This is a genomic window from Parasphingorhabdus litoris DSM 22379 (assembly GCF_020906275.1).
Lineage (GTDB): Bacteria > Pseudomonadota > Alphaproteobacteria > Sphingomonadales > Sphingomonadaceae > Parasphingorhabdus > Parasphingorhabdus litoris.
Genome location: NZ_CP086727.1, coordinates 1,714,846 through 1,739,037 on the forward strand (window position 1 = coordinate 1,714,846; position 24,192 = coordinate 1,739,037).

General features: G+C 52.5%; 18 protein-coding genes and 1 tRNA gene. 9 read left to right on the forward strand and 10 right to left on the reverse strand.

Features of this window, described 5'->3' with window-relative positions; genetic code table 11:
- Window positions 1-45: 45 nt before the first annotated feature.
- From BS29_RS08330 to BS29_RS08340, 3 genes are read left to right on the forward strand one after another with little or no spacing between them, the layout of a single operon-like run.
- On the forward strand, window positions 46-1,809 hold the full coding sequence (locus tag BS29_RS08330) for a glycoside hydrolase family 2 TIM barrel-domain containing protein (RefSeq protein WP_229956721.1): 1,764 nt from the start codon (window positions 46-48) through the stop codon (window positions 1,807-1,809).
- The gene (locus tag BS29_RS08335) at window positions 1,806-3,200 is read left to right on the forward strand and encodes an MFS transporter (RefSeq protein WP_229956722.1); all 1,395 of its coding nucleotides are present in this window, start codon (window positions 1,806-1,808) and stop codon (window positions 3,198-3,200) included. Before BS29_RS08330 ends, BS29_RS08335 begins: the two co-directional genes overlap by 4 nt.
- Before the next feature lie 5 nt (window positions 3,201-3,205).
- A complete protein-coding gene (locus tag BS29_RS08340) occupies window positions 3,206-4,603 on the forward strand; it encodes a glycoside hydrolase family 28 protein (RefSeq protein WP_229956723.1) in 1,398 nt (465 codons plus the stop codon).
- Window positions 4,604-4,702: 99 nt separating this feature from the next.
- Here the strand turns inward: BS29_RS08340 and BS29_RS08345 are convergent, their stop codons facing one another.
- Complete coding sequence (locus BS29_RS08345) at window positions 4,703-7,483, reverse strand: TonB-dependent receptor (protein ID WP_229956724.1); 2,781 nt, start codon at window positions 7,481-7,483, stop codon at window positions 4,703-4,705.
- A 162-nt stretch (window positions 7,484-7,645) separates the two neighbouring features.
- Window positions 7,646-9,007, reverse strand: a complete 1,362-nt coding sequence (locus BS29_RS08350; protein ID WP_229956725.1) for a glycoside hydrolase family 28 protein — start codon at window positions 9,005-9,007, stop codon at window positions 7,646-7,648.
- Window positions 9,008-9,618: 611 nt separating this feature from the next.
- On the opposite strand from BS29_RS08350, the gene BS29_RS08355 reads away from it, so the two are divergent.
- From BS29_RS08355 to BS29_RS08370, 4 genes are all read left to right on the forward strand, one after another.
- The gene (locus BS29_RS08355) at window positions 9,619-11,076 is read left to right on the forward strand and encodes an SLC13 family permease (RefSeq protein ID WP_229956726.1); all 1,458 of its coding nucleotides are present in this window, start codon (window positions 9,619-9,621) and stop codon (window positions 11,074-11,076) included.
- Between the two features lie 21 nt (window positions 11,077-11,097).
- Entirely contained in the window at window positions 11,098-12,291 is a 1,194-nt protein-coding gene (locus tag BS29_RS08360; RefSeq protein ID WP_229956727.1) for a mandelate racemase/muconate lactonizing enzyme family protein, read from the forward strand.
- A gap of 63 nt (window positions 12,292-12,354) precedes the next feature.
- A complete protein-coding gene (gene eda, locus BS29_RS08365) occupies window positions 12,355-12,993 on the forward strand; it encodes a bifunctional 4-hydroxy-2-oxoglutarate aldolase/2-dehydro-3-deoxy-phosphogluconate aldolase (RefSeq protein ID WP_229956728.1) in 639 nt (212 codons plus the stop codon).
- 14 nt (window positions 12,994-13,007) lie between these two features.
- Window positions 13,008-14,039 (forward strand): sugar kinase, encoded by a 1,032-nt coding sequence (locus BS29_RS08370; protein ID WP_229956729.1) that lies wholly within the window; start codon window positions 13,008-13,010, stop codon window positions 14,037-14,039.
- Between the two features lie 114 nt (window positions 14,040-14,153).
- On the opposite strand, the gene BS29_RS08375 is transcribed toward BS29_RS08370, so the two are convergent.
- The 6 genes from BS29_RS08375 to BS29_RS08400 form a co-directional block, all read right to left on the reverse strand.
- Window positions 14,154-14,229: transfer RNA gene (locus BS29_RS08375), tRNA-Lys, on the reverse strand.
- A 69-nt stretch (window positions 14,230-14,298) separates the two neighbouring features.
- A complete protein-coding gene (gene rodA / locus BS29_RS08380; protein WP_229956833.1) occupies window positions 14,299-15,345 on the reverse strand; it encodes a rod shape-determining protein RodA in 1,047 nt (348 codons plus the stop codon).
- 69 nt (window positions 15,346-15,414) lie between these two features.
- Complete coding sequence (gene mrdA, locus BS29_RS08385; RefSeq protein WP_229956730.1) at window positions 15,415-17,385, reverse strand: penicillin-binding protein 2; 1,971 nt, start codon at window positions 17,383-17,385, stop codon at window positions 15,415-15,417.
- The gene (gene mreD / locus BS29_RS08390; RefSeq protein ID WP_229956731.1) at window positions 17,382-17,897 is read right to left on the reverse strand and encodes a rod shape-determining protein MreD; all 516 of its coding nucleotides are present in this window, start codon (window positions 17,895-17,897) and stop codon (window positions 17,382-17,384) included. Before mreD ends, mrdA begins: the two co-directional genes overlap by 4 nt.
- Window positions 17,897-18,805 (reverse strand): rod shape-determining protein MreC, encoded by a 909-nt coding sequence (mreC, locus tag BS29_RS08395; protein WP_229956732.1) that lies wholly within the window; start codon window positions 18,803-18,805, stop codon window positions 17,897-17,899. Before mreC ends, mreD begins: the two co-directional genes overlap by 1 nt.
- A 44-nt stretch (window positions 18,806-18,849) precedes the next feature.
- A complete protein-coding gene (locus BS29_RS08400; RefSeq protein ID WP_229956733.1) occupies window positions 18,850-19,887 on the reverse strand; it encodes a rod shape-determining protein in 1,038 nt (345 codons plus the stop codon).
- 175 nt (window positions 19,888-20,062) lie between these two features.
- Between BS29_RS08400 and mutL the strand changes: the two genes are divergently transcribed.
- Together mutL and BS29_RS08410 are read left to right on the forward strand one after the other, a co-directional pair.
- Window positions 20,063-21,883: a DNA mismatch repair endonuclease MutL gene (gene mutL / locus BS29_RS08405; protein ID WP_229956734.1), complete on the forward strand. Its 1,821-nt coding sequence runs from the start codon at window positions 20,063-20,065 to the stop codon at window positions 21,881-21,883.
- Window positions 21,883-22,401 carry a hypothetical protein gene (locus BS29_RS08410; RefSeq protein ID WP_229956735.1) on the forward strand — a complete coding sequence of 173 codons (519 nt, stop codon included), beginning with the start codon at window positions 21,883-21,885 and terminating at the stop codon, window positions 22,399-22,401. Before mutL ends, BS29_RS08410 begins: the two co-directional genes overlap by 1 nt.
- Here BS29_RS08410 and BS29_RS08415 read toward each other — a convergent pair.
- A complete protein-coding gene (locus tag BS29_RS08415) occupies window positions 22,398-22,844 on the reverse strand; it encodes a MaoC family dehydratase (RefSeq protein ID WP_229956736.1) in 447 nt (148 codons plus the stop codon). The genes BS29_RS08410 and BS29_RS08415 overlap by 4 nt on opposite strands.
- Window positions 22,845-22,900: 56 nt before the next feature.
- Window positions 22,901-24,148: an alkaline phosphatase family protein gene (locus BS29_RS08420; RefSeq protein WP_229956737.1), complete on the reverse strand. Its 1,248-nt coding sequence runs from the start codon at window positions 24,146-24,148 to the stop codon at window positions 22,901-22,903.
- Window positions 24,149-24,192: the final 44 nt, after the last annotated feature.

The following is a 24,192-nucleotide window of genomic DNA, read 5'->3' on the forward strand; positions in this document are numbered from 1 at the left end:
GATGGTGTTCAATAACTATATCACCAGTGAATGGATGTCATGAATATGCGTCCAGAAACCAACGGCTTCCGCGAGGCCATTTCTCTTGATGGTATCTGGTATTGCCGCGCAGATAAAGATGGTTTGGGGCATAGCAACGGTTGGGCTAAGGGTTGGTCAGTTACTGACCCTGACAGCCACCCCATTGCTGTTCCAGGCAGTTGGAACGAACAACTGGCCGAAGCGGGTTTGATGAATTTCGAAGGGCCGATGTGGTATCAGCGTCAGGTCCGTATTCCGGAGCGAGCGGCCGGAGCAGATATCATGCTGCATTTCGGTAGCGCAGATTACCGGGCAGAGATTTTTTGCAACGGACAGCGCGTCGGAAAGAGTGGACCGCTGATGCTGCCTTTTGCAGTTGATATTGGGGCAGTGGCGCGACCAGGAAAGATAATCACACTTGTTGTCAAAGTCACCGCGCGACTACCAAAACATGGTCCAATGCAGGAGGTCCGCAGTGAGGACTACGTTGCGGAGGGGCGTGCTCGTGATGAGTATTGGCCAGCCGTACGGTTCGATTTCTTTCCCTTTGGTGGCCTGAACCGGTCGGTTCACTTGTGTCTTTTGCCGAAATTGCGGATTGAGAATGTGACTATCGACACCGGTTGGTCGGGCGGCAAGTCGAGCCTTGGAGTTAGCACCGAAACGAAGGGCGGTAGCGGCAAGCTACGGCTCCTGATCGACGGCGAACGGCTCGACCAGCCTTTCGAAGCGGGCATTCAAGCGCGCTTCACGCCCTATGTACAGCCGTGGTCACCCGATAATCCGGTGCTTTATGATTGCTCCATCGAGCTGCTTGGCGAGACCGGGCAGGTGCTCGACCGGATCGAACGCCGCATTGGTTTCCGTACGTTACGGGTTGAAGGATTGCAGTTGCTGCTCAACGACCAGCCCATCATACTTAAGGGCTTTGGCAAGCATGAAGACACGCCTGTTCATGGGCGCGGTGTAAATTTGCCGATGTTGGTGAAAGATTTCGGTTTGCTTGACTGGATCGGAGCGAATTCGGTGCGGACATCGCACTATCCCTATGACGAGGCGTTTCTCGATATGGCGGATGAGCGCGGCATTCTCGTTATCTCGGAATGCTTCTCCGTCAATCTCGACTTCCGCAAAATATCGGATGAGGATCAGAACGCCCATCGCAGTGCGCTTGAAGCGCAATTCGCACGCGACCGGCATCATGCCAGCGTCGTTGCATGGTCGCTGTCCAATGAACCGGGCTATTTGGCCGAGCCGGAATATGGCGCACGATCCGGGCCTTATTGGCGAGACCTTTTCGACTATGCGCGGCAGCTCGATTCCTCCCGTCCGATGACGGTTGCCAACGTGCAATATGCGGGAAATGCCGATCCGGCGTTCGACTATTGTGACTTCCTGACCATCAACCGTTATCATGGCTGGTATTCGGAGCCCGGCCAGCTTGACCGCGCCAGTTCTGCGCTGACTGAAACGCTGGACGATCTGGCAAAGGCACATGAGAAACCGATCTTCATTTCCGAATTTGGTGCAGATGCCGTTGCCGGAATGCATGCGACCATCGATCAGATGTGGACCGAGGAATATCAGTCCGATTTGATCGCGCTCTACTGGCAGATCATTGCCGAACATCAGAATTGCATTGGCGGGCATGTTTGGAACTTCGCCGATTTTCGCACCGCACAACACGGGCGGCGGGCGGTGATGAATCGAAAAGGCGTCTTTACACGTGAACGCGATCCGAAACGGTCTGCCTTCACTCTCAAAAAATTATGGGGAGCGGGGACTTGAGTGCAGGCAAATTACGGTTCGGTCAAAAACTTGGCTGGGGTATCGGAGATTTCGGCTTTAACATCTATTGGCAGGCCCTTAATCTGCTTCTGATGCCGTTCTACACGGATGTGCTGGGCCTCGATCCGATTCTGGCGGGCACGGTATTTTTGGCGGCCAGCTTGTTCGACGGCTTTGCGGACAGTGTAATTGGTGCGGTGGCCGACCGCACCCGGTCGAAATATGGCAGCTATCGGCCTTATCTGATTTTTGTCAGCCCGCTGTTGGTAGTCGTTTTCATGGCCTGTTTTATCGGTATTGATGCCGGGCAGGGCGGTTTGTTCGCTTATGCTCTGTTGTCGCAAATGGCTCTGAGAACGGTCTATTCTCTGGTTAATATCCCATATTCGACGCTCTCGGCACGCATTACCGATGACAGTGATACGCGCAGTCAGCTTGCTGGCATTCGTATTGCGTTCGCGATGTTAGGCGGGATTACGGTAACATTCCTGTTGCCTACCATCGTTGATGCCCTGCAAGGGGAATTCGGCGGCAATGGAAATATTCCCTATATTATCGCAGCTGGCATTTGCGGGATTCTATCCCTGCCGATCTTTTGGATATGTTTCCTCTCCACGAGTGAGCCGGAGCAGCTGGAAGATGCCAATCCCGAGGGATTCTATTGGGGCGCGGTGTGGGAAGATCTGGTTTCGGTTGCACGGATAGCGCGAACCAACACCCCGTTGCTGCGCGTATTTGGCTGTATGATCGTATCCTCGCTTGCTTTCACGATGACCAACAAGTGCCTCACATATTATATCAACCATTATCTCGAAGCGCCTGAACTACGATCCTATCTTTTGCCCTTCGCGCTGTTTATCAACATGCTGTTCTGTCCGATCTGGGCCTGGGCCGCACAGCGTTGGTCCAAGCGCCAGGCATGGCTTACCGCAAATGTAATTAGCATACTCGGCTATCTCGCGTTCTTCCTGTCGGAGAGCCGGGATCCGGCGGTGGCAGCGGTAATGCTCGGTATCGTCTCTGCGGCCAATGCGGCCTATGTCGTATTGGTATGGGCGATGATCCCTGACACGGTCGAATATTCCGAATGGACCACCGGTCAGCGCCATGATGCGAAGGTTTTCGGCATTGCCAGCTTCTCTAAACAGGCGGCTCTGGGACTGAATGGGATTGTCCTGGGGTTGCTCTTGTCCTGGGTCGGTTATCAAAGCGGCAGTGAGGTTCAGTCTGCCGACGCTATCGAAGGGATTAAGTCGATTATGACGCTGGTGCCGTTATTGGGCATTTTGCTGTCGGCACTGATCATGTGGAATTACCGGCTCGACCGCACCATGCATGCGCAGATCTCGCGCGAACTGGTGGAGCGCCGCGCCGCTGGCCAAGGAGGATGATGAAGATGACCCATCAACACCTGATTACCGCAACCAAAGCGGCGTTCTTATTGAGCTGTGCTGTTCCCATCTCGATGCCAGCTGTGGCAAAAGACAGCGATAATGCTTGCAACCCTGAAACGCACGGTGCTGTACCGAATGATGGCAAGCTGGATATGGTGGCGATTCAGGCGGCGATTGATGCGTGCGGCGGCACGGGGGGCATCGTTCGGCTGAGCGCAGGCGAGTGGCATACTGGCCTGCTTACCCTGCGACCGGCGATGGAATTTCATCTTGCAGCTGGTGCGGTGCTCACACTCGTTCCAGATATGAAACTCTATCCCGAACGGATCGTCAAAAGGCCTGACGGAACAGTTGAAGATTTCCATACGGCGATTCATGCCCCTGATGCCCGTGATCTGGTGATTAGCGGTCCGGGACGGATCGAGGGCAATGGCGAGAAGTTCTGGGATGCCAATTTCTATGAACTGGGCATTCCCCGATCCACGTTGCCACGCCCGGCGCCGTTGCTGTCCATTTCCGATTGTTCCAATGTGTCAATATCCGGCCTGCAGTTTAACAATATACCGGCCTACGCATTGTCAATTAATCGCTGCGAGGATGTGCGCCTGGTTGACATCACCATTCGCAACGATCCTCGCAGCCCCAATACGGATGGTATCCAAATCCGGGACTCCGCCGATATTTTCATCACGCGCGCAGATATCAAAACAGGAGATGACGGTATTGTACTGAAATCGCGACTTGCTCCGATAGATAATCTGGTCGTGACTGACTCGATCATTGAAAGTGATGATGCGGCAATCAAGTTTGGTACCCGTTCGGAGGTCGGTGTGACCAACTCGATCTTCTCCGACATTGTTATTCGCAATAGTCGTTATGGCATTGCTATTTTCCAGATTGATGGCGGCGCGCATCTCGACAACCGGTTCCACAATATGCTTATCGAAACAGGTGGCCGCCATGCGCGCCAATATCCGATCTTCATTGATATCGATCGGCGTGAACCGGATGATTCATGGGGCCGTGTTGAACGGCTGACTTTCAGCGATATCGACATCAAGACCACCGGAGCATCGTTGCTTGCGGGCAATGCCAATGCGCCTATTCGCGATCTTGTACTATCGGACATCAATGTAAATCTACCAAACGGAGAAATCGACCTGTCGACCGGGAGAAAACCGAGAGGATCAGTGACGATCGCAGCGCAAGAGGACAGCGCGGACTATTCTCGGCAATCGGCTCATTTTGCGTTTGCCCATATCCAGGGACTAGTGCTCGACAATGTTTCCGTGAATCCTGGCGCTAAGGGAACAAAGCGCCAGCCAAGTTTTATGAACGATGTGACAGCGGTCGGGAATGTTGATGTCATTGGGCCTAAGCAACCCATCATGCAGGATTGAACTTTGGAAGCTGGCTGCTTTTAAAAAAAGAAGGCCACCGGATTGCTTCGGCGGCCTTCAAAGGCGGATCTGCATTGGGGGGCAGACCTTGGGAGAACTCTAGAAGCTGGCCGTGACACCAAACTGAAAGGTTCGGCCAAAATCTTCGATCCGGTTAAAAACTGGCCCATCATTGCCGCGATAGAAGCGTTCCTCCACCTCACCGGTCAGGTTGCTTGCGTCAAAGAATATACGAAACCTGTCCATCACGTTCATGCGCAGAGAAAGATCGAGCGTCAGAAAATCGCGTGTGAAGACATCTGCAAAGGCATCATCGCCGTCGACAGACACCAGCTGTTTGCTGCGATAATTGCCGGACAGCCGCACCAGGAATTTCTCATCCTCATAGCCGATTGAGGCGTTGCCACTAATGTCCGATTGCCGAGGTAACGCGAATTTCTCACCATCGCGGATCTGGTCCGAGCTTGTGCTTGCTTCAATGAGCGTCAGGTTGCCGGTTACAAAAAACCCTTCTGCTCCGCTGAAGAAATGCTCTGCCGATATCTCAACACCATAAAGCTCACCGGAAGAGCCGTTAATAACGGTGCTGGCTTCGGTGAGCGCAATACCGGTGACCTGATCAATCGGATCGAAACCAAGAGCCGCGATGGACTCTGCTGTTCCTGCGCTTGTTCCAATAAATGTGTTCGTTAGATCCTTGTAGAATGCTGCCAATCTGATGCTGGTGTTGTCATTAGGATACCAGCCAAACGTCACATCGACTTGATTGGCGGTAAGGGATCTCAGAAACGGGTTTCCACGTTCCAGTTCTGCGCTTTCCACCTCCACTTCTGTTGGTACACCATCGATATCGTAAGTAATGATTTGCCTGCCTGGATCGCCGCCTGGATCGGGAATTTCCAGTTCGAAACTCGCTTCCTGAAGCGCCCGTGCATCGCCAAAGTTCGGCCGGACTTGGCTTTTGTATAGCGATAGACGAGTTACAATTTGATCGTTTGGCTCCCAACGAAAATGTAGCGCCGGAAACCATTTGGTATATTCATTGTCGAAGCTTTCTTCATTTTCGAATTGGTCAGCAAATATATCGTCATCACCTTCCGCTACGTTCACAGTTCGAAGGATGTCGCCGACAGTATCATATTTGGTATGCTCAACCCGCACACCGCCGATTATACTGAATTCTTCACTGAACTTGACATCTGCCATCAAGTATCCCGCCAGCGTGTCTTCATCCGCCGTGAAATCGCGACGCCGGTCGCCGGCTTCGAGATCTAGCGCATCGCGCGTCCTGAGCAGGAGGTCACGGAACGGTTCAAGCTGCGGAAAAGCTCCATTGTCTGGTAGTCCGCCGCTACTGCTCAGCGCGCTGTCAGGAACGAAGGACGGAACGTCCGCCAGAGTAAGATCGCCAATACCCGTGGCATCATCTGGATCACCTTCGCGCTCGCCCCTCAGAAATTCGCGATCGCGCATGCGATGTTTGAAACCGCCTTTTAAGGTGACATCATAATCACCAAGGTTAAGATAGGCCTCCAGATCGGCATTATATGAGAATATCTCATCCGTCCGGCTTTCATCGATGATAAAGATCTGATCATAATTCAAATCATCAAGACCCGGCCGAAAATCGAAGTCCAGATCATCTGGTCTGTCATTATCTCCTTTACCCGCAATAGTGAAATCGGCACTGTTCCGATCCCAATTGGCATCCACTATCAGGTCGCGTTCGCGAAATCGGCCCCGCAGACCGTCATTCAAAGTAAATTTGTTTTTAGAATAATCCACCGCATAGCTGAGTCGGAAATTGTCACTGATCAAATTCGAACCATCGAAATGGATGGCATAGGTCTCTTCAACACGCGGTTGGAAAAACACCAGGCGTTCGAGATCAACATCGGTGAAGCGACCAGAATTGGCACCGATGGAGATGGTTTCACTGTTGCTGGAGTCGCGCAGTTCGACCTCCTGCTGAATGCGAATGTCATCATCGTCCAAGCGGCCGAAAAGGCCACTGAGATTGAAAACATGGTCCGTGCCAATTCGATAGTCGAGTGAAACACTGGCTCCGAAACGCTCACGTTTTCCAAGTTCGAGTCGCTGATCAAGTTCCTGCGGGACGGCAAATCCATCTCTTTCCGCAATCCCGCCGCCGGAACTGCTTTCTAGACGGTCGAGTTGAATGGATCGTTCGAAGTAATTGCCTGCAAATGCAATCCCGAATTCGCCAGCACCGATATCCGTACGATAGGTGATATCTCCTGCGATCTTCGGATCAATTTCGCTTGCAAACTCGCCAATTGTGACTTGCCCAGTCAAGCGAGCCGTAAAGCTGTCGGGGCGGGAAAAGGCAGAAAGCGGTTCCAGGTCGATCTTGGCACCCAGGCTATCGTGATCCTGATCCGGCAAAAGAGTTTTGTTGACCGTAACTTTGCTTAGAAGATCTGAGGGAATGACATCAAGCGCGACCGTACGTGCACCGTCGGGATCGGATGACCCTATCTGCGCATTGTTTACGGTTACCTGTGTGAAGTCGGAGGGAAGGCCGCGAACCGTAATGAAACGGCCTTCGCCTTCATCTCTTATAACAATAAGGCCAGGGAGTCGCTGGAGCGACTCGCCGATATTCTGGTCGGGGAACGAGCCGATATCATCGGCGGTAATAACGGATACGACGTTGTTTGCACTACGCTCAATCTCGGCGGCTTCCAGTAGTTGTGCGCGATAGCCAGTAACGACAATTTCCGATGCAGTGCTTTCTGTGGACTGGTCGTCATTGTTGCTCTGTTGCGCATAAGCCGGGGCTGCAAGGGCAATTGCCGTACCAGTTAAAAGCGTTTTGCTGAAAACATTCTGCCACGAATCGAAACCTGTTTTTTTCATGATAACCTCTCCTCACTCAACACAATCACGTTCGATGGGAGTTAGTGGCTAAGGCCATCATCTGGTCTCCCCCGTCATGTGATCGGATGCATTTTTATGCTGTCTAACCACATTACATTATTGGTCTGACCAAAAATTATCTATTCGTCAAGTGGCTTTGGTTTAAGGTTGCCATGCTTTTCCGTTAATCATGACATTGGTTGCTTGTATTTCATCAGCATATTCGATGATTGCAGCGCGGGTGGCGCTAGTGATTGCTATGTTCGATAAGGCGATTTTTTTTACCGGCATTTCTGGTAATCCGACAATTTCTATGCCGGTACCGGCATTTCGACAGGTGATTTCTGCAATGTCGAAATTACGAAATACAGGCGGCATGTTGCCGGAACTTTCCTTTTTATAGTCGGTGGTGAGGTGGATCAATTTGTCGCAATCACTTACGACTAAGTTGCGCGCATAGACACCATCCACCACCCCGCCACGATCCTTGTTGGCCTTGAAGTAAAGCGCGTAGTCGGCTCGCGAGATACGAAGGTTCTCAGCAAATATATCCGACGCGCCTCCGGACATTTCGCTGCCGATACCAACGCCTGCGGCCGTTTGCGTCCGCATGTCACAATTTCTCACCAAAACTCTTCGTGTGGGTCGTCCGACTCGTCTGCCATCGGCATCGCGTCCTGATTTTATCGCAACGCAATCGTCGTTGACATCAAAGGTGCAGTTTTCAATGAGGACATCCTCACAGCTATCTGGATCGATCCCGTCGCTGTTTAACTGTGTTCCACGCAACGTGACATTGCGTATGGTCACATGATTGCAATAGACCGGATGGATCATCCAAAAGGTGGGATCAACGAAAGTCGGCCCGTCAACCAGAACGCGCTCGCATTCATGAAACTGCACAAAACCTGGTCGCAGAAGGTAGCCTTCGCCAAATATCCGCTCTTCGATTGGAACGCCGGTTGCACCCATTTGCCGCAATCGACTCTGACTCGGTTTTTGTTCCGGCCGCCAGCGGAAGAACCCTTTGCGTCCTTGGCCATCAATTCTTCCTGTCCCGGTAATTGCTACATCGTTGGCTTTTCGCGCATAGATTAATGGCGAGTAATTATAGACATCGGTTCCTTCCCACCGGGTCAAGACAACCGGGAGATAATCGGCCGGGTTAGTGCCAAAGCGCAGTGTAGCTCCTTCAGAGACGTGCAAATCAATGCCCGATTGCAGGTGAATAGGACCGTTGACGAGCCAGTTGCCAGGAGGGATGATGACACGCCCTCCACCCGCTACAACCATTTGATCGATTGTATCTGCCACTACGCCGCGAATATCGGAACCTTGTGTCAGATTTACCGTGTTTATCGTTTGAACTTGCCGTGGGATTGTCGGTTGACGAACATTTGCCGCAACCATCTGGGCTGACCGCCAAATATGATCGGCTTTATTGGTTGTTACCTGTGGCAGGGAATTGCAACCAACTAGTGCGGTGGCTGAAACGAGTATCGTGCGACGGTCGATATCTATCATTGCATGTCTCCAGCATCTTCACGATCCAGTCTTTGATTGGGTTCGCAAAGGCATCTCGCAGTTTCTCCTTGATGCATTGTGAAACAAAATGTGGCGCAGAAAATACCATCTGTCAAATAGGACTTACCAATTCAACATATGATTGAATGGACATGTAAGGAGTATTCAGACGCCTCATGGCATGGCAGCAAAGGACGGAACCAAGTTCAAGGAAAGGCTCGAAAATTCGAGATTTATTGTGGAATGCAAGGCGTGATGATGGTCATATATAACCTACACCCTCCGTAAATGGTATTTTCAGGGATTAACTTACAAATTTGTTCAACAGCTGATCCATGTGCAAAGAAAATGCTTGATAATTGGTAATGCCAATATACGATAAGTGGCTAAATAGATAAATGGGAGGGAGTTTTGCTGCGTGACTTGTTTGACCGCAATACGCATTTTATTTTTTGCTGTCGTAATGGTCTGATCATGCGCGGCATAAACATTATATCCGCTAACGCTGCACGCAGTGTCACCTATTTTTTTGATAAGAACAATTTCTCGTCAGCAATACCGCATCTTATAGGTAAAGTGCGGCATCAGCTTGTCACGTGCGGCAGCATGCTATGAGCAGCACGCAGGCGGAGACGAAGAAGAAAGTAGCAACGGCAGGTCATGCTGGACAAATTGGTCTGTTTTCCGGGCCAATTATCGCTGGCTTCATGCTGCTGATCGGTCCGCCGGACGGGTTAAGCCAGGAAGGCTGGATTGTTGCCGCGATGGCGGTGCTTATGGCTATATACTGGACAACTGAAGCCATCCCGATCGCTGTTACCTCGTTGCTTCCGCTTATCATTCTGCCGCTTTCGGGCGCACGGGGCATGGCTGATGCCGCTGCGCCCTATGCCGACAAGATAATCTTTCTGCTGCTTGGAGGCTTCATTCTCGCCAAGGCACTGGAGCACAGCAACTTGCACAAGCGCATCGCGTGGTTTGTACTGAATCGCACGTCGGGCAGCCCGGCGGGGTTGATCGGCGGTTTCATGATCGCCTGCGCGCTACTGTCCATGTGGATTTCGAATACCGCAACCGCGCTGATGCTGGTCGGTATCGGCGTGGGGATATTAGCTGCTCTGGACAAGAATAATGGCGCTGGCGCCAGAATTGCGCCGGCGCTTTTTCTCGGTATCGCCTATTCCGCCTCCGTTGGCGGGATGATGACACCAGTCGGAACGCCAACAAACTTGCTGGCGCTCGGCTATGTAGAGCAATTGCTTGGCAGAGATGTAAGCTTTGTCATGTGGATGGGTTTTGCCGTGCCAGCCGGTTTAATCATGCTCATCGCGATTTGGCGTCTTTTGGTCTTCATGCATTTGCGTGATCTGTCGGCCAAAGACATTGGCAGCGAAGACATCGGTGCCCAGATGTCTGTGCCAACCCCAATGCAACGCCGCATCTTCATCATATTCCTATGTGTCGTCACGGCGTGGATATTGCGGCCTTATCTACAGAAATTGCCTGGCCTATCAGGGCTTGGTGATGCGCAGATTGCGCTTAGCGGCGCAGCTGCGATGTTCATACTACCTTCGGGTGGTCGCAAGGGTGAACGGTTATTGACCTGGGAAGCTGCAGTACAACTACCCTGGGGCATTGTGCTTCTGTTTGGCGGGGGTCTCGCTTTGGCTTCCGCAATATCAGAAAGTGGGCTGGCAGCTTACATGGGAACGTATCTCGCTGCATTAACCAGCCTGCACCCATTGCTCGTGCTGATGTGCGTTGCGGCGATTGTAGCAGGCCTGACCGAGGTGAGCAGCAACACGGCAACCCTTGCGGCCTTGCTCCCAGTCATTGGTGCCTTTGCGCCTGATGACGCGGCAATTACCTTGATGGTGACACTTGCAGCAACACTGGCGGCGAGTTGCGCGTTCATGATGCCGGTCGCTACTCCGCCCAATGCCATCGTCATGGCATCTGGACGGCTATCGATCATCGATATGGTGCGTACTGGTATATGGCTGAATATATTGGGTATAGTTGTGATTGCCTTTGCCAGTTGGCTTATCGCACCGCAGCTATTTACCTGAATAAACCGGAGAACAAGCGTCATGATATTTGATCGAAGACAGATTTTGGGGGCAGGTGCCACAGCTGCTGCAATCGGTATGATGGGCGCAGCGGGTCCAGCATGGGCGGTTGCCAATACGGGCCGCGCGAGAATTGCTGAAGTTGATGCATATATCGTGCACAAAGGTGTTTTCGTGAAAGTTACCGCTGATGACGGGACGACCGGGTGGGGGGAGGCTGGGCATAACGGACGGCCCTTGGTGAAAACCATGGTCGATACGGTGCTCGACAGACTCTGCAAAGGCAAGGATGTGTTCGACATTAATGGTGTGTGGTCTGCCATGTATTATGAGGCGGATGAGCTTGGTCCCGGCGGTATCGCGTCGCAAGCCATTGCTGGCATTGACTGCGCCCTGTGGGATTTGCGCGGTAAGCTTTTGAATCAACCCGTCTGGGCATTGCTTGGCGGTAAATTGCGGGATGAATTTCCGCTCTATGGATCATTCAGCCGCAACGCAGGCAGCGGAAAATACCACTCCCCGAAAAAATGTGCAGAAATTGCCGCATCGCTTGTTGATGAAGGTTTTAACGCTCTGAAAGTGCGTTTGTCCATAAGAGAGGAAAATGCTGACCCTGATCCGGATCCTGCTCGCTCTGTCATTAGCGAGGTGCGCAGAGCCGTAGGAGACAATATCGACCTCTATGTTGATGCCAATAACGGTTATCGGGCTGCACGCGCCATTCAGATCGGAAAAATGCTGTCCGAAGAATTTGGCGTCAGTGTATTTGAAGAGCCTGTCGCTGCCTATCATTATGCGTCCATGTGGCAAGTGTCGGATGCACTGGATATGCATGTATCGGCAGGTGAGCATGAATATAGCAAATGGATGTTCCGCGATTTGATTGAACGGGGCAAACCGGATCTGATCAATCCAGATGCGTCTAAAGCCAGCGGCCTGACCGAAATGATGAAGATCGCAACAATGGCAGAGGTACGTGATCTACCGATATCGGTCCACAACGCGCGGCCCACATTGCTGAACAGTGCACACGCGCATTTCATTGCTGCTGCACCTACTGCCACGCGCCCACAGGAACATCCGGGGCTGCGGCGGTTGAACAAGCAATGGGAATATTTTGAAAATCATCTCAAACCCGTAAATGGCCGGATGAATGTGCCAGATGAGCCCGGTCTGGGGCTTGTGGTGGATGAGAAAAGAATAGCGCAGGGTTAGCAGACCCATGATCCAGACACTCAAGACAGTGAAAATTTGGTCTTAACAAAGAGGTAGGACTTTATGACAATCATTGAAGACTATCTAAGAACCGTTCCGATTGTTCCGCTGATTGAGGCAGATGATCCGTTGGTTGCTGTGAAGACGGCACATGCTTTGGCGGCAGGCGGTCTTAACGTAGTTGAGGTTGTTCTGCGCACCGATGCGGCGATTGATTGCATGGCTGCTATTGTAGCGGACGTTCCGGATATTGTGGCGGGGGCCGGGACCGTATTGACGGTGGACCAGGCGTCTGACGTCATCTCGCGTGGTGCTCAGTTTGTGGTTTCGCCGGGGCTGGTTGATGATGTAGCTCGCTATTGTATGGATCAGGGAGTTCCGATCTTTGCAGGAACGATGACCGCCGGAGAAGTTCAGCGGGCCTATGCTCTGGGCTTGCGCACGGTTAAATTCTTTCCAGCCAAACTGGCAGGGGGAGTGCGGATGCTCAAAGCCTTGTCGTCGGTGTTTCGCGATATGCAGTTCATGCCAACAGGCGGTGTTTCGGCCGATAATCTACATGAATTTCTGGCATTACCTGCGGTTGTCGCCTGCGGTGGTAGCTGGCTGACACCCAAAGACGCCATCGCTGCAGAAGATTTCGAATCCATAACAACCCTGGCGCGCGAAGCCGTCGAGATCGCACAAAAAATACGCACTTAAGCAAGGAGACAGATGTGGCAGACTATCTATCATTTGGTGAAATCATGCTGCGGCTCAAGACGCAAGGGCATGAGCGGTTTTTTCAGTCACCGTCCTTCGAAGCCAGCTTTGGAGGCGGCGAAGCTAATGTCGCGGTGGCATTGAGCAACTATGGCCTGTCTGCAGGCTTTGTAACTGCGCTGCCTGATAACGATATTGGTTCAGCGGCAATCGGTGAATTACGCCGCTTTGGTGTGGATACGTCGCAGATTCGCCGCTCAGGTGACAGGGTGGGGATTTATTATCTGGAGTCCGGGGCAAACCAGCGTCCTTCCAAAGTGATCTATGATCGGGCGCATAGCGCGATTTGTGAATGCGGACCGGGTGACTTTGACTGGAAAGCGATCTTTGGTGGTGCCCGCTGGCTTCACATCACCGGGATTACGCCTGCTCTCAGCCAGTCTGCAGCCGATCTGAGCTTGGAATGTGTAAAAGAGGCCAAAGAAGCAGGCCTTACCGTTTCGTGCGACTTTAATTTTCGTGGGAAGCTTTGGAAATATGGCAAGAGCGCGCCGCAAGTGATGACCGAGCTGGTCAAGCATGTCGATGTCGGCATAGCCAATGAAGAGGATTGCCAGAAGTCATTGGGCATTAGCGTTGATGTCGATGTCGAGACTGGGGAGTTGGACGCCAGGAAATATGAAGCTTTGTCAGAGAAAGTGCTGGAGCTTTATCCTGACATGTCAACCATCGCTATTACCTTGAGAGAAAGCCATAGCGCGGATCGCAACGGTTGGTCTGCCTGCTTGCGAGACCGGAACAACGACTTTCTGCTTTCCCGCCACTACGAGATCACCGATATTATCGACCGCGTTGGCGGCGGCGACAGTTTTGCCTCGGCCTTGATTTATGGCTTGAACAGTTACGAGGACCGTCAGCAGGCACTGGAATTTGCCGTCGCAGGAAGTTGTCTTAAACATTCCATCCTTGGCGATTTCAACCGCGTTACCGTCAGCGAGATTGAAAAGCTTATGGCTGGTGATGGATCGGGGAGAGTGCAAAGATAGGTGTCTCGCTGAGATCGCCAAATCGCAGGTACCGACGTTATCCATGACCTTGCTCGGGGTAACTATTGGGGAGCGAGGTTTGCAAGTCGATTAGGTCATCAAAATAAACGAAAATGGTAGACGCTACAGGGTTCGAACCTGTGACCCGCTGATTAAGAGTCAGCTGCTCTACCAACTGAGCTAAGCGTCCGTAATTCCATATGCGATCGATATAGGCGCGATTTTGCGAAGAACAAGCGTCTGATAGGCTATCTTGACATTATCCAAACGTTCCGCTGCGCCGCCCTGGATGACGATCGATCGCCATCAATATTCCAATACAGATCATGATTGTCATCATGGATGAACCGCCATGGCTCAAAAAGGGCAGGGGTATGCCAACGACTGGTGCGAGGCCCATGACCATCATTAGGTTGATCGCAACGTAGAAGAATATGGTGGTTGAAAGGCCCGCTGCTAAAAGCTGGGAAAAACGGGTCTTCGCTTTCATGGCCACGCCAAGCCCCCAGCGGAACAATAGGAAAAAACCGAACAAAACGGCAATCCCGCCCATTAAACCCCATTCTTCTGCCATCGTTGCAAATACAAAGTCGGTATGGCCTTCCGGTAGATAGTCCAGATGGCTTTGCGTTCCGTTCAAAAAACCTTTGCCGAAAATGCCGCCAGAGCCGATCGCGATTTTGGATTGGCTGATATGATAGCCGGCACCCAATGGGTCATTTTCAGGGTTGAGAAATGTCGTCACACGGCGTTGCTGATAGTCTTCAAGCGCAAAGAAATAAGCGAGAGGAGCTATCACGGCAATCGCAGCCGCCCCTCCGATAAATAGACGCATCGGCAAACCTGCCAAAAAAGCGACCGTCATTGCACCTGCCACTACGGTGATAGTGGTGCCGAGATCAGGCTGCATCAAGATTAGGGCGCAAGGAAAAGACAGCAGTAACAGCAAGGGCCAGATTGCCCCCCATGTCCTAATCTGCCCCGCTGGCAAGAGATCATAAAAACGCGCTACCGCCAGAATGATCGCAGGCTTCATCAGTTCCGATGGTTGAATCCGAATGAATCCAAGGCTTAGCCATCTCTGACTACCACCGCGTACTGCACCAAGGAGTTCGACGCCGAGAAGCATGATGACCACGACGATGTAAACGGGGAAAGCGATTGTTTTCCAGAAATTTTCCTTCAATCGCGAAAATATGATGGCCATTCCCAGAAACACCAGAAACCTGACCATGTGGAGGCCGGCCCAGGGAGTCAGGCTGCCGCCAGCCGCAGAATAGAGCACGACGAAGCCGAAGCTTGCCATGACCAACAGCAGTAAAATTGTCTTCCATGGGAGTTGCGCAATGGGCGCAGGAATAAAATCGTTCAACGCCTATTGCCCCACTTCAGCAGCCGAACTCTCACCCGTTGCCTCGGTTTGAGCTGGTGGGACCCGACCTTCGGCTATCGCCTTTTCCAGCTCTTTCTGAGCGCGATAGGCGGCGAGTTGGCCGTCCATCCGTTCCGAAATCGTACCGCCCCAACTTTCTTCCAATACGGCCAGCTTCTCCATCGCCTTCTCGCGGTCGTAGATGAATGTCATGACGTCACGCGCAACGGGATAAGCGGATGAAGAGCCGCCTCCATGTTGGATGACGACGGCCGCTGCGTAACGGGGATTATCAACCGGCGCAAAGCAGACGAACAGCCCATGATCCCTAAATTTCCATGGGACATCGCGGCCGCCACGACCATATTTGAGGCTGACGACCTGCGCGGTGCCGGTTTTCCCCCCCAGTTGTATGTTTTCAAGCGGCAGTCGAGCGCGTCGTGCTGTTCCGACGCCGTTTACAACCTCGCTCATGGCGTCGCGAACATAGGAGAGATGCTCCGGAGAAATATCAAGAGGTGTTGCTGCTGGTCGATCCTGTTCGAAAAGCAATTTGGGCTCCAGCTTCCGTCCCGATGCCATGCGGGCGGTCATGACGCAAAGCTGCAAGGGGTTGGACAGGAAATATCCCTGACCGATCGAGCTATTGACTGTATCAAAAGCGGCCCATTCGCGCTCATGTCGCTTTTTGATCCACTGTGTATCCGGAACGGTGCCATAGCTTTGTGAGGCGACCGGCAGATCATATTTTGCACCTAGCCCCAATTCACGTGCCATCAACGCGATGGAGTCATAGCCGACGCGCAGGGCCATTTTATAGAAATATGTATCGCAGCTTTGTGCGTTCGCTTTCTTCATATTCACACTGCCATGCGTGCTGTGGCAGTTGAAGAATCGATTGCCTACCCTTAGCCCGCCGGGACAGCTGACGGTTTCCTCCGGATCAATACCGCCGCGCAGCAAGGCGAGTGAAACCATCGGCTTTATAGTAGAGCCGGGGGGAAACAGTCCCTTGAGCGATTTGTCACGCAACGGAACATGATCATCATCGCGCAACATGCCATATTCAGTCTGACCGATCCCGTCGGAAAAACTGTTGGGGTCAAAGGACGGCATGGAGGTCATGGTAAGTATGTCCCCGTTCTGACAGTCCATCACGACGACCGAACCAGACTCCGGACCAAGCCGCCGAGCTGCATATTCCTGTAAATCGGCATCAAGTGCGAGTTGTAATGGTTTGCCAGGTATATCCGGACGTGTGTCGAGTTCTCGAACGATCTTCCCGCGAGCAGTGACTTCTACACGCTTCGCACCGGGCTTTCCTTGCAGACTATCTTCAAATGTTTTTTCAAGGCCGTCTTTGCCAATCTTATATCCTGGCGTGACCAGTATCGGGTCAGGATTTTCCTTATATTCCTCAGCAGAGGCTATGCCGACATAGCCGACCAGATGCCCCACTGCTGCTCCTGTCGGATAAAATCTCGAAAATCCCTGCCTTGGCGAAACGCCAGGAAGATCCGGTAAACGTACACTGACAGCTGCGAATTTTTCCCAATCCAATCCTGTCGCGACTTGGACCGGTTGAAAGCTGGAAGCCTGTTTCAGTTCCTTGTCAATGCGGTCAATTTCTTCCTGATTGAGAGACAAAAGCTCTGCCAGTGTCGCGACAGTTTTGTCCTTATCGCGCATACGATCGGGAATGAGATCAACCCTGAAATCTGTTTTGTTATTCGCAATCGGTTTGCCATTGCGATCAATCAGCCAGCCGCGTCGGGGCGGAACAAGCGTGAGGTTAACGCGATTGCTTTCCGATAACAGCTGATAGCGTTCATTTTCTGCGACCGAAATATAGGCCATGCGACCAGCCAACAGAACGCCTATACCGATCTGTAGCCCGCCCACAACCGTAGCTCGCCGGGAAAAAGTGAGCGCCTGTACTGCCCCGCTAATGGTTTTGCCGCCGGAAATACTCATCGCGCAAGCCGCCAATTATCGATAGCCCCGATAAAGCGCGTTACGAACGGATATAAAAGGATCGAAAGCAATATTTGCGGCACCAAGATTTCCAGTCGGAGCAAATTGCTTTGAAAGTCAATTATGAGCATACCGCCTATTAACACAAAAATGATGGAAAGGGAGGCGATTAGCCAGTCTTGCCAATAATCCCTGCCGACACCGCGGCGGTCGAGGGTCTCAAGCGCGATAAATACTAATGACCAAAGAAAGGCAGCACTGCCAAAAGGTTGCCCACTGAACATGTCATCGACCATTCCCAATGGAAATCCAGCCCATACAGGCCAATAGCCAGGTCGGATCAAGCGCCAGGATAATAATATCAGCAGACCGAATGGCGGTAATACAGGATAGTCGGTGATAAGAGGCATGGCGGTCACCATCGAACCGAGGATGACCGTAATGGACGGTATGAATTTGATGCGAAATTGCGAAGGTTGCCGGTTGATGCGAGAACGATAGGATTTCGCCATTATTCTCCGCCTTCGGCAGCGCTTTCGGCCTGATCAATATTCTCCTGTTTGATCGCGGCGACCGTCTCAGCCTGAAACATCGGCTGCACGATCACGTGGCTGACTTTGGCAGAATTGGCTAATATTCGAGCAATTGCCCCGGTGTCGGTTTTGCGAATAACCACCGCAACGGGGATACCCGGTGCATAAAGTCCGCCACTGCCTGAAGTGATCAACAAGTCTCCGCCCTTAAAGGGGTTTGTTCCCAGATTAATGGGACGCACCTCAACGGTGCCGTCGCCGCGACCGGTTGCAAAGGCGGGCAATTCATCGCTGGCGCGTTTAACAGGAGTCACGTTTTGGCCGTCGGAAACAAGTAAAATGCGTGCGGTTGTCGGACCAGCTTCCAAAACCCGGCCAACCAGGCCTTCCGGCGCGCGAACGGGCTGTCCGATCAAAATACCATCAGTGGTTCCCAGGCCGAGCGTAGCCATACGCCGGGAACTGGATGAAGTGGAGCTGATAAGACGTGCCATGCCAATGTCATCAGGTACTTCCTGATCAAGATCGAGCAAGCGTTTCAAACGCTCATTTTCTTGTTTGAGGGCGCGCGCCTCCAATATCTCGATGCGGCTGCTCTCCAATTCCCGCTTCATTGCGGCATTTTTGGAAGCGGCGTTAAAATAGGCAGAGATATTTTCTCCGGCATCGCCTGTGGCACCGCCAATTTCGGCGAGTGTTTTGCTGACGGGAGCGGTGGCTTCTGCGCCAATAGTGCGAAGAACGGCAAAACCTTGAGGGTCAACAATCGAGATAAGCAGCAAGAGGAGCCCGACAACAGCTCCCAATATGCCCAGTAAGTAGCTCGCGAATATACTATATTGCGCCCGCTTGGAAAATCCTGGGCGCCGGTTATTTGGCGGCGCCATTCCTGTTTATCCTTCCACTCTCTTCATGCCAGTAGGTTTGTCCTTTAAGCTGTTGTGAGAACACCGCGGAACATGTCGTCTTCCATCGCTCGGCCTGTTCCTATGGCAACACAGGCGAGGGGATCTTCGGCAACGGTTACCGGCAATCCGGTTTCATCGCTGAGCGCTTCATCAAGACCAGAGATCAACGCGCCGCCACCGGTCAGGACAATACCTTGATCGACAATATCTGCGGCCAGTTCCGGCGCTGTATTTTCAAGAGCAATCCGGACGCCTTCGATAATCGTACCAATAGGCTCGCTCAGTGCTTCTGCAATCTGTCCCTGATTGATCGAGATTTCCTTGGGCACGCCGTTGACCAGATCGCGGCCTTTAATGTGGATTGTGTGGCCGACGCCGTCCGCAGGTGCTTGCGCCACGCCGAAGTCTTTCTTGATCCGCTCCGCCGTGGTTTCACCGATCAGCAAATTGTGATGACGGCGGACGTAGGAGACAATCGCTTCATCCATCTTGTCGCCACCAGTGCGAACAGATGTCGTGTAAGCCAAGCCGCGCAGCGAGAGAACGGCGACTTCCGTTGTCCCGCCGCCCACGTCAACGACCATAGAGCCGATCGGCTCGGTCACTGGCATATCAGCGCCAATGGCGGCTGCCATGGGCTCTTCGATCAAGAACACTTGGCTGGCGCCTGCATTGGACGCAGCATCACGAATGGCGCGGCGCTCGACCGATGTGGATCCTGAAGGCACACAGATTACGATTTCGGGATAGCTGAACAGCTTGCTCTTGCCGTTCACTTTCTGGATGAAATGCTTAATCATCTGTTCGGCGACATCAATGTCGGCAATCACGCCATCACGTAGGGGACGAATCGCCTCGATGCTGTCAGGCGTCTTGCCCATCATCATTTTTGCGTCATTGCCAACGGCTTTCACTTTTTTGATGCCGTTGACTGTCTCAATGGCAACAACCGATGGTTCGTTGAGTACGATTCCCTGACCACGTACGTATACAACCGTATTGGCTGTCCCCAGGTCGATTGCCATATCCTGCGATCTGAACTTGAACAGATTAAATGCCATATTTTTACCCGTGTTTTCTTATATCTACAGCGAATGCCGTTCCCTAAAGCTATAGCGAAATTCTGACTGAACGGGGGATGAAATTAACCATATTAGTCGTCCAGCAAATACCCCCAAAAAACTAAGTCGCAATCAAGGGTCGCTTGGCATGTTCGCTTGGGCTAGGAAAGCCCATATGTCAATAAGAAGACTCCCAAATAGCCTGATCAATCGAATCGCAGCCGGTGAAGTGGTCGAGCGTCCTGCCAGCGCGTTAAAAGAGCTGGTTGAAAACGCAATTGATGCAGGATCCAGCCAAATCAATATCCGCCTTGAGCAAGGCGGACTGGATCTGATCGAGGTGGCGGACAATGGTTGCGGCATGACCCGTGATGATATTGCACTGGCCCTAGAACGCCACGCGACGTCAAAGCTGCCTGATGAAGCCATTGAAATGGTCGCGACGTTGGGCTTTCGCGGTGAAGCACTGCCGTCCATTGCGAGTGTTTCGCGGCTGACCATCGAAAGCCGGGTAGAGGGTGAAGATGGGTGGAGCCGCATTGTAAACCACGGCGAGGTTGAGAGTGACGGACCCGCAGCGATACCGCCGGGCACAAAGGTGCGGGTCGAACAGCTATTCGCCAAGGTGCCGGCCAGACGAAAATTCCTGCGCACGCCGCGCAGTGAATATGCGGCCTGTGTTGATGTTGTCAGGCGGCTTGCCATGGCACGCCCGGATATTGGCTTCGCACTCACGCATGAGAATCGCAGGGCGATTGCCGTGCAAGGTGGTGAAAGCGGTCCGGACCGTGTGGCTGCGCTGACCAACAAGGAACTGCGCGCCAATAGTGTGGCAGTCGATCTGGTACGCGAAGATGTTCGATTGTCCGGTGTAGCGGGGCTTCCGACCTATAATCGCGGTGTAGCGGATCATCAGTTTCTGTTCGTCAACGGACGGCCTGTCAAAGACCGTCTTTTGGTTGGTGCGGTACGCGGAGCCTATGCGGAAATGCTCGCGCGGGATCGTCATCCTGTTGTGGCTCTATTTATCGACATGCCGCCGGACCTTGTGGACGTGAATGTGCATCCGGCCAAAACCGAGGTTCGTTTCCGCGAACCGGCGATGATTCGCGGTATGATTGTCAGCGGCTTACGGCGCGCGTTGGATGAAGGTGGCTTTCGGGCGGTCCAGCGTCCCGCTGAGTCCGCATTGGCCAATTGGCAGACAGAACCGCCTGCACCCGATCCACAGACGAACATATTTACAGCGCAAGGGCCGATTGGGGGCCGAACGACGATCCAGTCACAACCCTATCCATCTGCGGCCAGCGCTGTGCAAGATAATGCGAGCGCCTTTCGTGCGCTGAACCCTGATGAGCTGGCGCCATTGATGGGACGCGCTGAAGAAGCGGTAGAACCGGTTCCCGAAGCGATCAGTCATCCGCTTGGCATTGCCCGCGGGCAAGTTGCAAAAACTTATATCGTTGCCGAAGCAGAGGACGGGTTGGTCATTGTCGATCAACATGCAGCGCATGAGCGATTGGTGCTGGAGCGCATGCGCAAAGCGGTTGAAGGAGGTTCTGTCGCTTCTCAGGCTCTGCTTATGGCCGAAGTGGTCGAGCTTGATGAAAATGCTTGTGACCGATTGGAAGCACGCGCGGTTGAGCTTTCAGAATTCGGTCTGGAACTGGAACGGTTTGGACCCTCTGCCATGTTGGTGCGGGCAACTCCGGCAATGCTCGGTTCTGGCGACGTGAAGGGACTGATTACCGATCTCGCTGACGAACTAGGGGCGTATGACGAAGCCTTGTCGCTTAAGGAAAGGATCGATCATGTGGCATCTACCATGGCTTGCCATGGGTCGGTAAGGGCAGGGCGCGTACTCAATGTCGCGGAAATGAATGCGCTTTTGCGCGAGATGGAAGTGACCCCGCATTCCGGACAATGCAATCATGGGCGCCCGACATGGGTTAAACTGGCGCATGGCGATATTGAAAAACTCTTTGGGAGGAAGTGATGAGGGTGGTTGGTGCTTTGATTGCTGCCGCAATAGTGACTGCCTGTACCATGGCTGACAGCAAAGAGCCCAGCTTTCCGGTAGAACCCGATGGAGGAATTGGTGACGGTATAAGCCGTCCAATGCTCGAAACAATCTCGCCGGATCAATTCAAGCGTCCATGGCGTGTTTTTGAAGCCCCCGTTGCGTGTATCTTTATGGCGCAAGGGAATGTCGACCCCTTGCTGGTCGCAACGTCCCAGCAAGCCAATGGTGCAAACGGCCAGGCTATTATCAGGATAAACAGTAGGGTCATTTACTTGACCGACAATGCAGGTGTCTCAGGGCGAATTGAGAAAGGCGGAACTTTCAGTAGCGAAGCGATTGAGATTCACCTTGAACGCAATGGTGTTGAAACGCGGCACAAGACCCAAAATACATTTTTCTGGCCAGCCATATTAAAAATATCTCAGGATGAAGGCGGCTCTAACCTATATGAAGGTCACTATGAGTGCGATGCCAGTAAAGCTGGGGCTTAGTCTCCGCGAACTTCGATCAATCCTGTACTCTCCATCGTCATAACCGGCTCATCATGCTGATTAAGCACCGTGATCTTGCCCTTCATAATCCCCATTTCCGGGCGGCTTTCTGACTGTCGTTTTTCCAGTGTCACATGCTCACAACGTAGCGTATCGCCCGGATAAACGGGCTTTAGCCAGCGCAGATTCTCAACGCCTGGTGATCCCAATCCGGCCTGTTTATTGGCGGTCATCTGGTCAACCATCATGCGCATCATCATCGCCGCGCTGTGCCACCCACTGGCGGACAGGCGGCCAAAATGGGTTTTTGCAGCAGCTTCATCGTCTAGATGGAAAGGCTGCGGATCATATTTGGAAGCAAATTCAATCACTTCCTCACGAGTGACTTCATAAGAACCATATTTCTGAACAACATTGATCTGGATATCTTCATAATAGAGCATAGGTGCAATTCTTCCGTCGTGCCGAACCATATTTGAATGACGATATAGCGCAGGTTTCAGGGTTTTAGCGCCTGTTCAAATGAAGAGATATCGCCGTCACTTGCATTTGGTTTCACGTCGACCAAATGCGCTATCAGCGAGTAGATATCAACATTGTCGAAAGTTTCTATTTTACCGTTGCTCTGAATATCCGGACCATTGGCAAGAAAGAAGGCGATCATGTCCGGATGCAGATGGTCATAGCCATGACCACCGCCAATTCCGGTCATCCATTGCGGTTTATCCTGATAAATGACCCAGCCGGTTTCGGGTAAGCAAAGGATAGATGGGACACGCGGGTTTTTCCCATATTGAAAGCGCGCCGGAATATCTTCTCTTTTCCAGCATTCCATATTCTCATGCGGCTTCAGAAACGCTGTATTGATCGCGCTCATGTCATCTGTCAGTGGCTCTATGCCTGCATAATTGCCATCGACCACCAATCGATATTGGTCACGTGGCAGGATATTGTCGAGATAGATGACGCGGTCAGGATGGGTTTCCGCCATGCCATGATCAGACGTGATTATGAAATTGACCGGCTGACCGAGTTCCAGGAGTTGGTTTTTCAAAACTCCGATATTTTGATCAACTGCGCCGATCGCAGCATGCAGTTTTTCACCCGGTGCGGGCCCGAAAAAATGCCCGGCTGTATCGACGGTGTCGAAATAGAGTGTGATCAACTGAGGCCGTGTCGCTGCGGGCCGCCGCATCCAATCAACAACGGCATTGATTCGGCGGTCGTTCGAAAGAGCTTGCGAAAAGGGCCACCAGTCGCCGGGACGCGTGCCATCCAGTTCGACTTCCGATCCCGGCCAGAACATGGTTGCGGATCTCACGCCCTGTTTTTCGGCAGTGATCCAGATCGGTTCCGCTTGATTCCACCAAAATGGGTCCTTGTTGGACATTGTGAACCGTTCGCCGGGGCGCGCCTTATCTTCCATGCTGTTGCCAACAATGCCGTGGTTATCCGGTCTTTTACCCGTGACCAAAGTCCAATGGTTGGGGAAGGTCTTGGTCGGGAAGCTGGAGCGCATATCGGCATATACGCCCGATGCCGCCAAGGTGCTGAGATTGGGGGTAATGCCGCGATTCAGGTAATCGGGACGAAAGCCATCGATCGATATCAAAATCGTGACAGTCTCCCGATTCTGTTGCGCGGAAAGAGGGGTGTCTCCGGCTCCGGCTGTTCCTGAAGACTGCGTAGCGGCGCAGCCGGCCAGAAGCAGGCCGGTTATAAATAGCTGTAATATGTGACGAATCATAAATACCCCTTCAGACTGATTTCAGTCTAACCGGCTTTTATGAC

Excerpts from the sequence above, each read along its gene's own strand:
- eda (WP_229956728.1), top strand. The coding sequence starts at position 12,355 with ATGACAATCATTGAAGACTATCTAAGAACCGTTCCGATTGTTCCGCTG.
- BS29_RS08415 (WP_229956736.1), bottom strand. The coding sequence starts at position 22,844 with ATGCTCTATTATGAAGATATCCAGATCAATGTTGTTCAGAAATATGGT.
- BS29_RS08345 (WP_229956724.1), bottom strand. The coding sequence starts at position 7,483 with ATGAAAAAAACAGGTTTCGATTCGTGGCAGAATGTTTTCAGCAAAACG.
- mrdA (WP_229956730.1), bottom strand. The coding sequence starts at position 17,385 with ATGAGTATTTCCGGCGGCAAAACCATTAGCGGGGCAGTACAGGCGCTC.
- BS29_RS08355 (WP_229956726.1), top strand. The coding sequence starts at position 9,619 with ATGAGCAGCACGCAGGCGGAGACGAAGAAGAAAGTAGCAACGGCAGGT.
- BS29_RS08330 (WP_229956721.1), top strand. The coding sequence starts at position 46 with ATGCGTCCAGAAACCAACGGCTTCCGCGAGGCCATTTCTCTTGATGGT.
- rodA (WP_229956833.1), bottom strand. The coding sequence starts at position 15,345 with ATGGCAAGCTTCGGCTTCGTCGTGCTCTATTCTGCGGCTGGCGGCAGC.
- mreD (WP_229956731.1), bottom strand. The coding sequence starts at position 17,897 with ATGGCGAAATCCTATCGTTCTCGCATCAACCGGCAACCTTCGCAATTT.
- BS29_RS08420 (WP_229956737.1), bottom strand. The coding sequence starts at position 24,148 with ATGATTCGTCACATATTACAGCTATTTATAACCGGCCTGCTTCTGGCC.
- BS29_RS08400 (WP_229956733.1), bottom strand. The coding sequence starts at position 19,887 with ATGGCATTTAATCTGTTCAAGTTCAGATCGCAGGATATGGCAATCGAC.
- BS29_RS08360 (WP_229956727.1), top strand. The coding sequence starts at position 11,098 with ATGATATTTGATCGAAGACAGATTTTGGGGGCAGGTGCCACAGCTGCT.
- BS29_RS08350 (WP_229956725.1), bottom strand. The coding sequence starts at position 9,007 with ATGATAGATATCGACCGTCGCACGATACTCGTTTCAGCCACCGCACTA.
- BS29_RS08410 (WP_229956735.1), top strand. The coding sequence starts at position 21,883 with ATGAGGGTGGTTGGTGCTTTGATTGCTGCCGCAATAGTGACTGCCTGT.
- mutL (WP_229956734.1), top strand. The coding sequence starts at position 20,063 with ATGTCAATAAGAAGACTCCCAAATAGCCTGATCAATCGAATCGCAGCC.
- BS29_RS08340 (WP_229956723.1), top strand. The coding sequence starts at position 3,206 with ATGACCCATCAACACCTGATTACCGCAACCAAAGCGGCGTTCTTATTG.
- mreC (WP_229956732.1), bottom strand. The coding sequence starts at position 18,805 with ATGGCGCCGCCAAATAACCGGCGCCCAGGATTTTCCAAGCGGGCGCAA.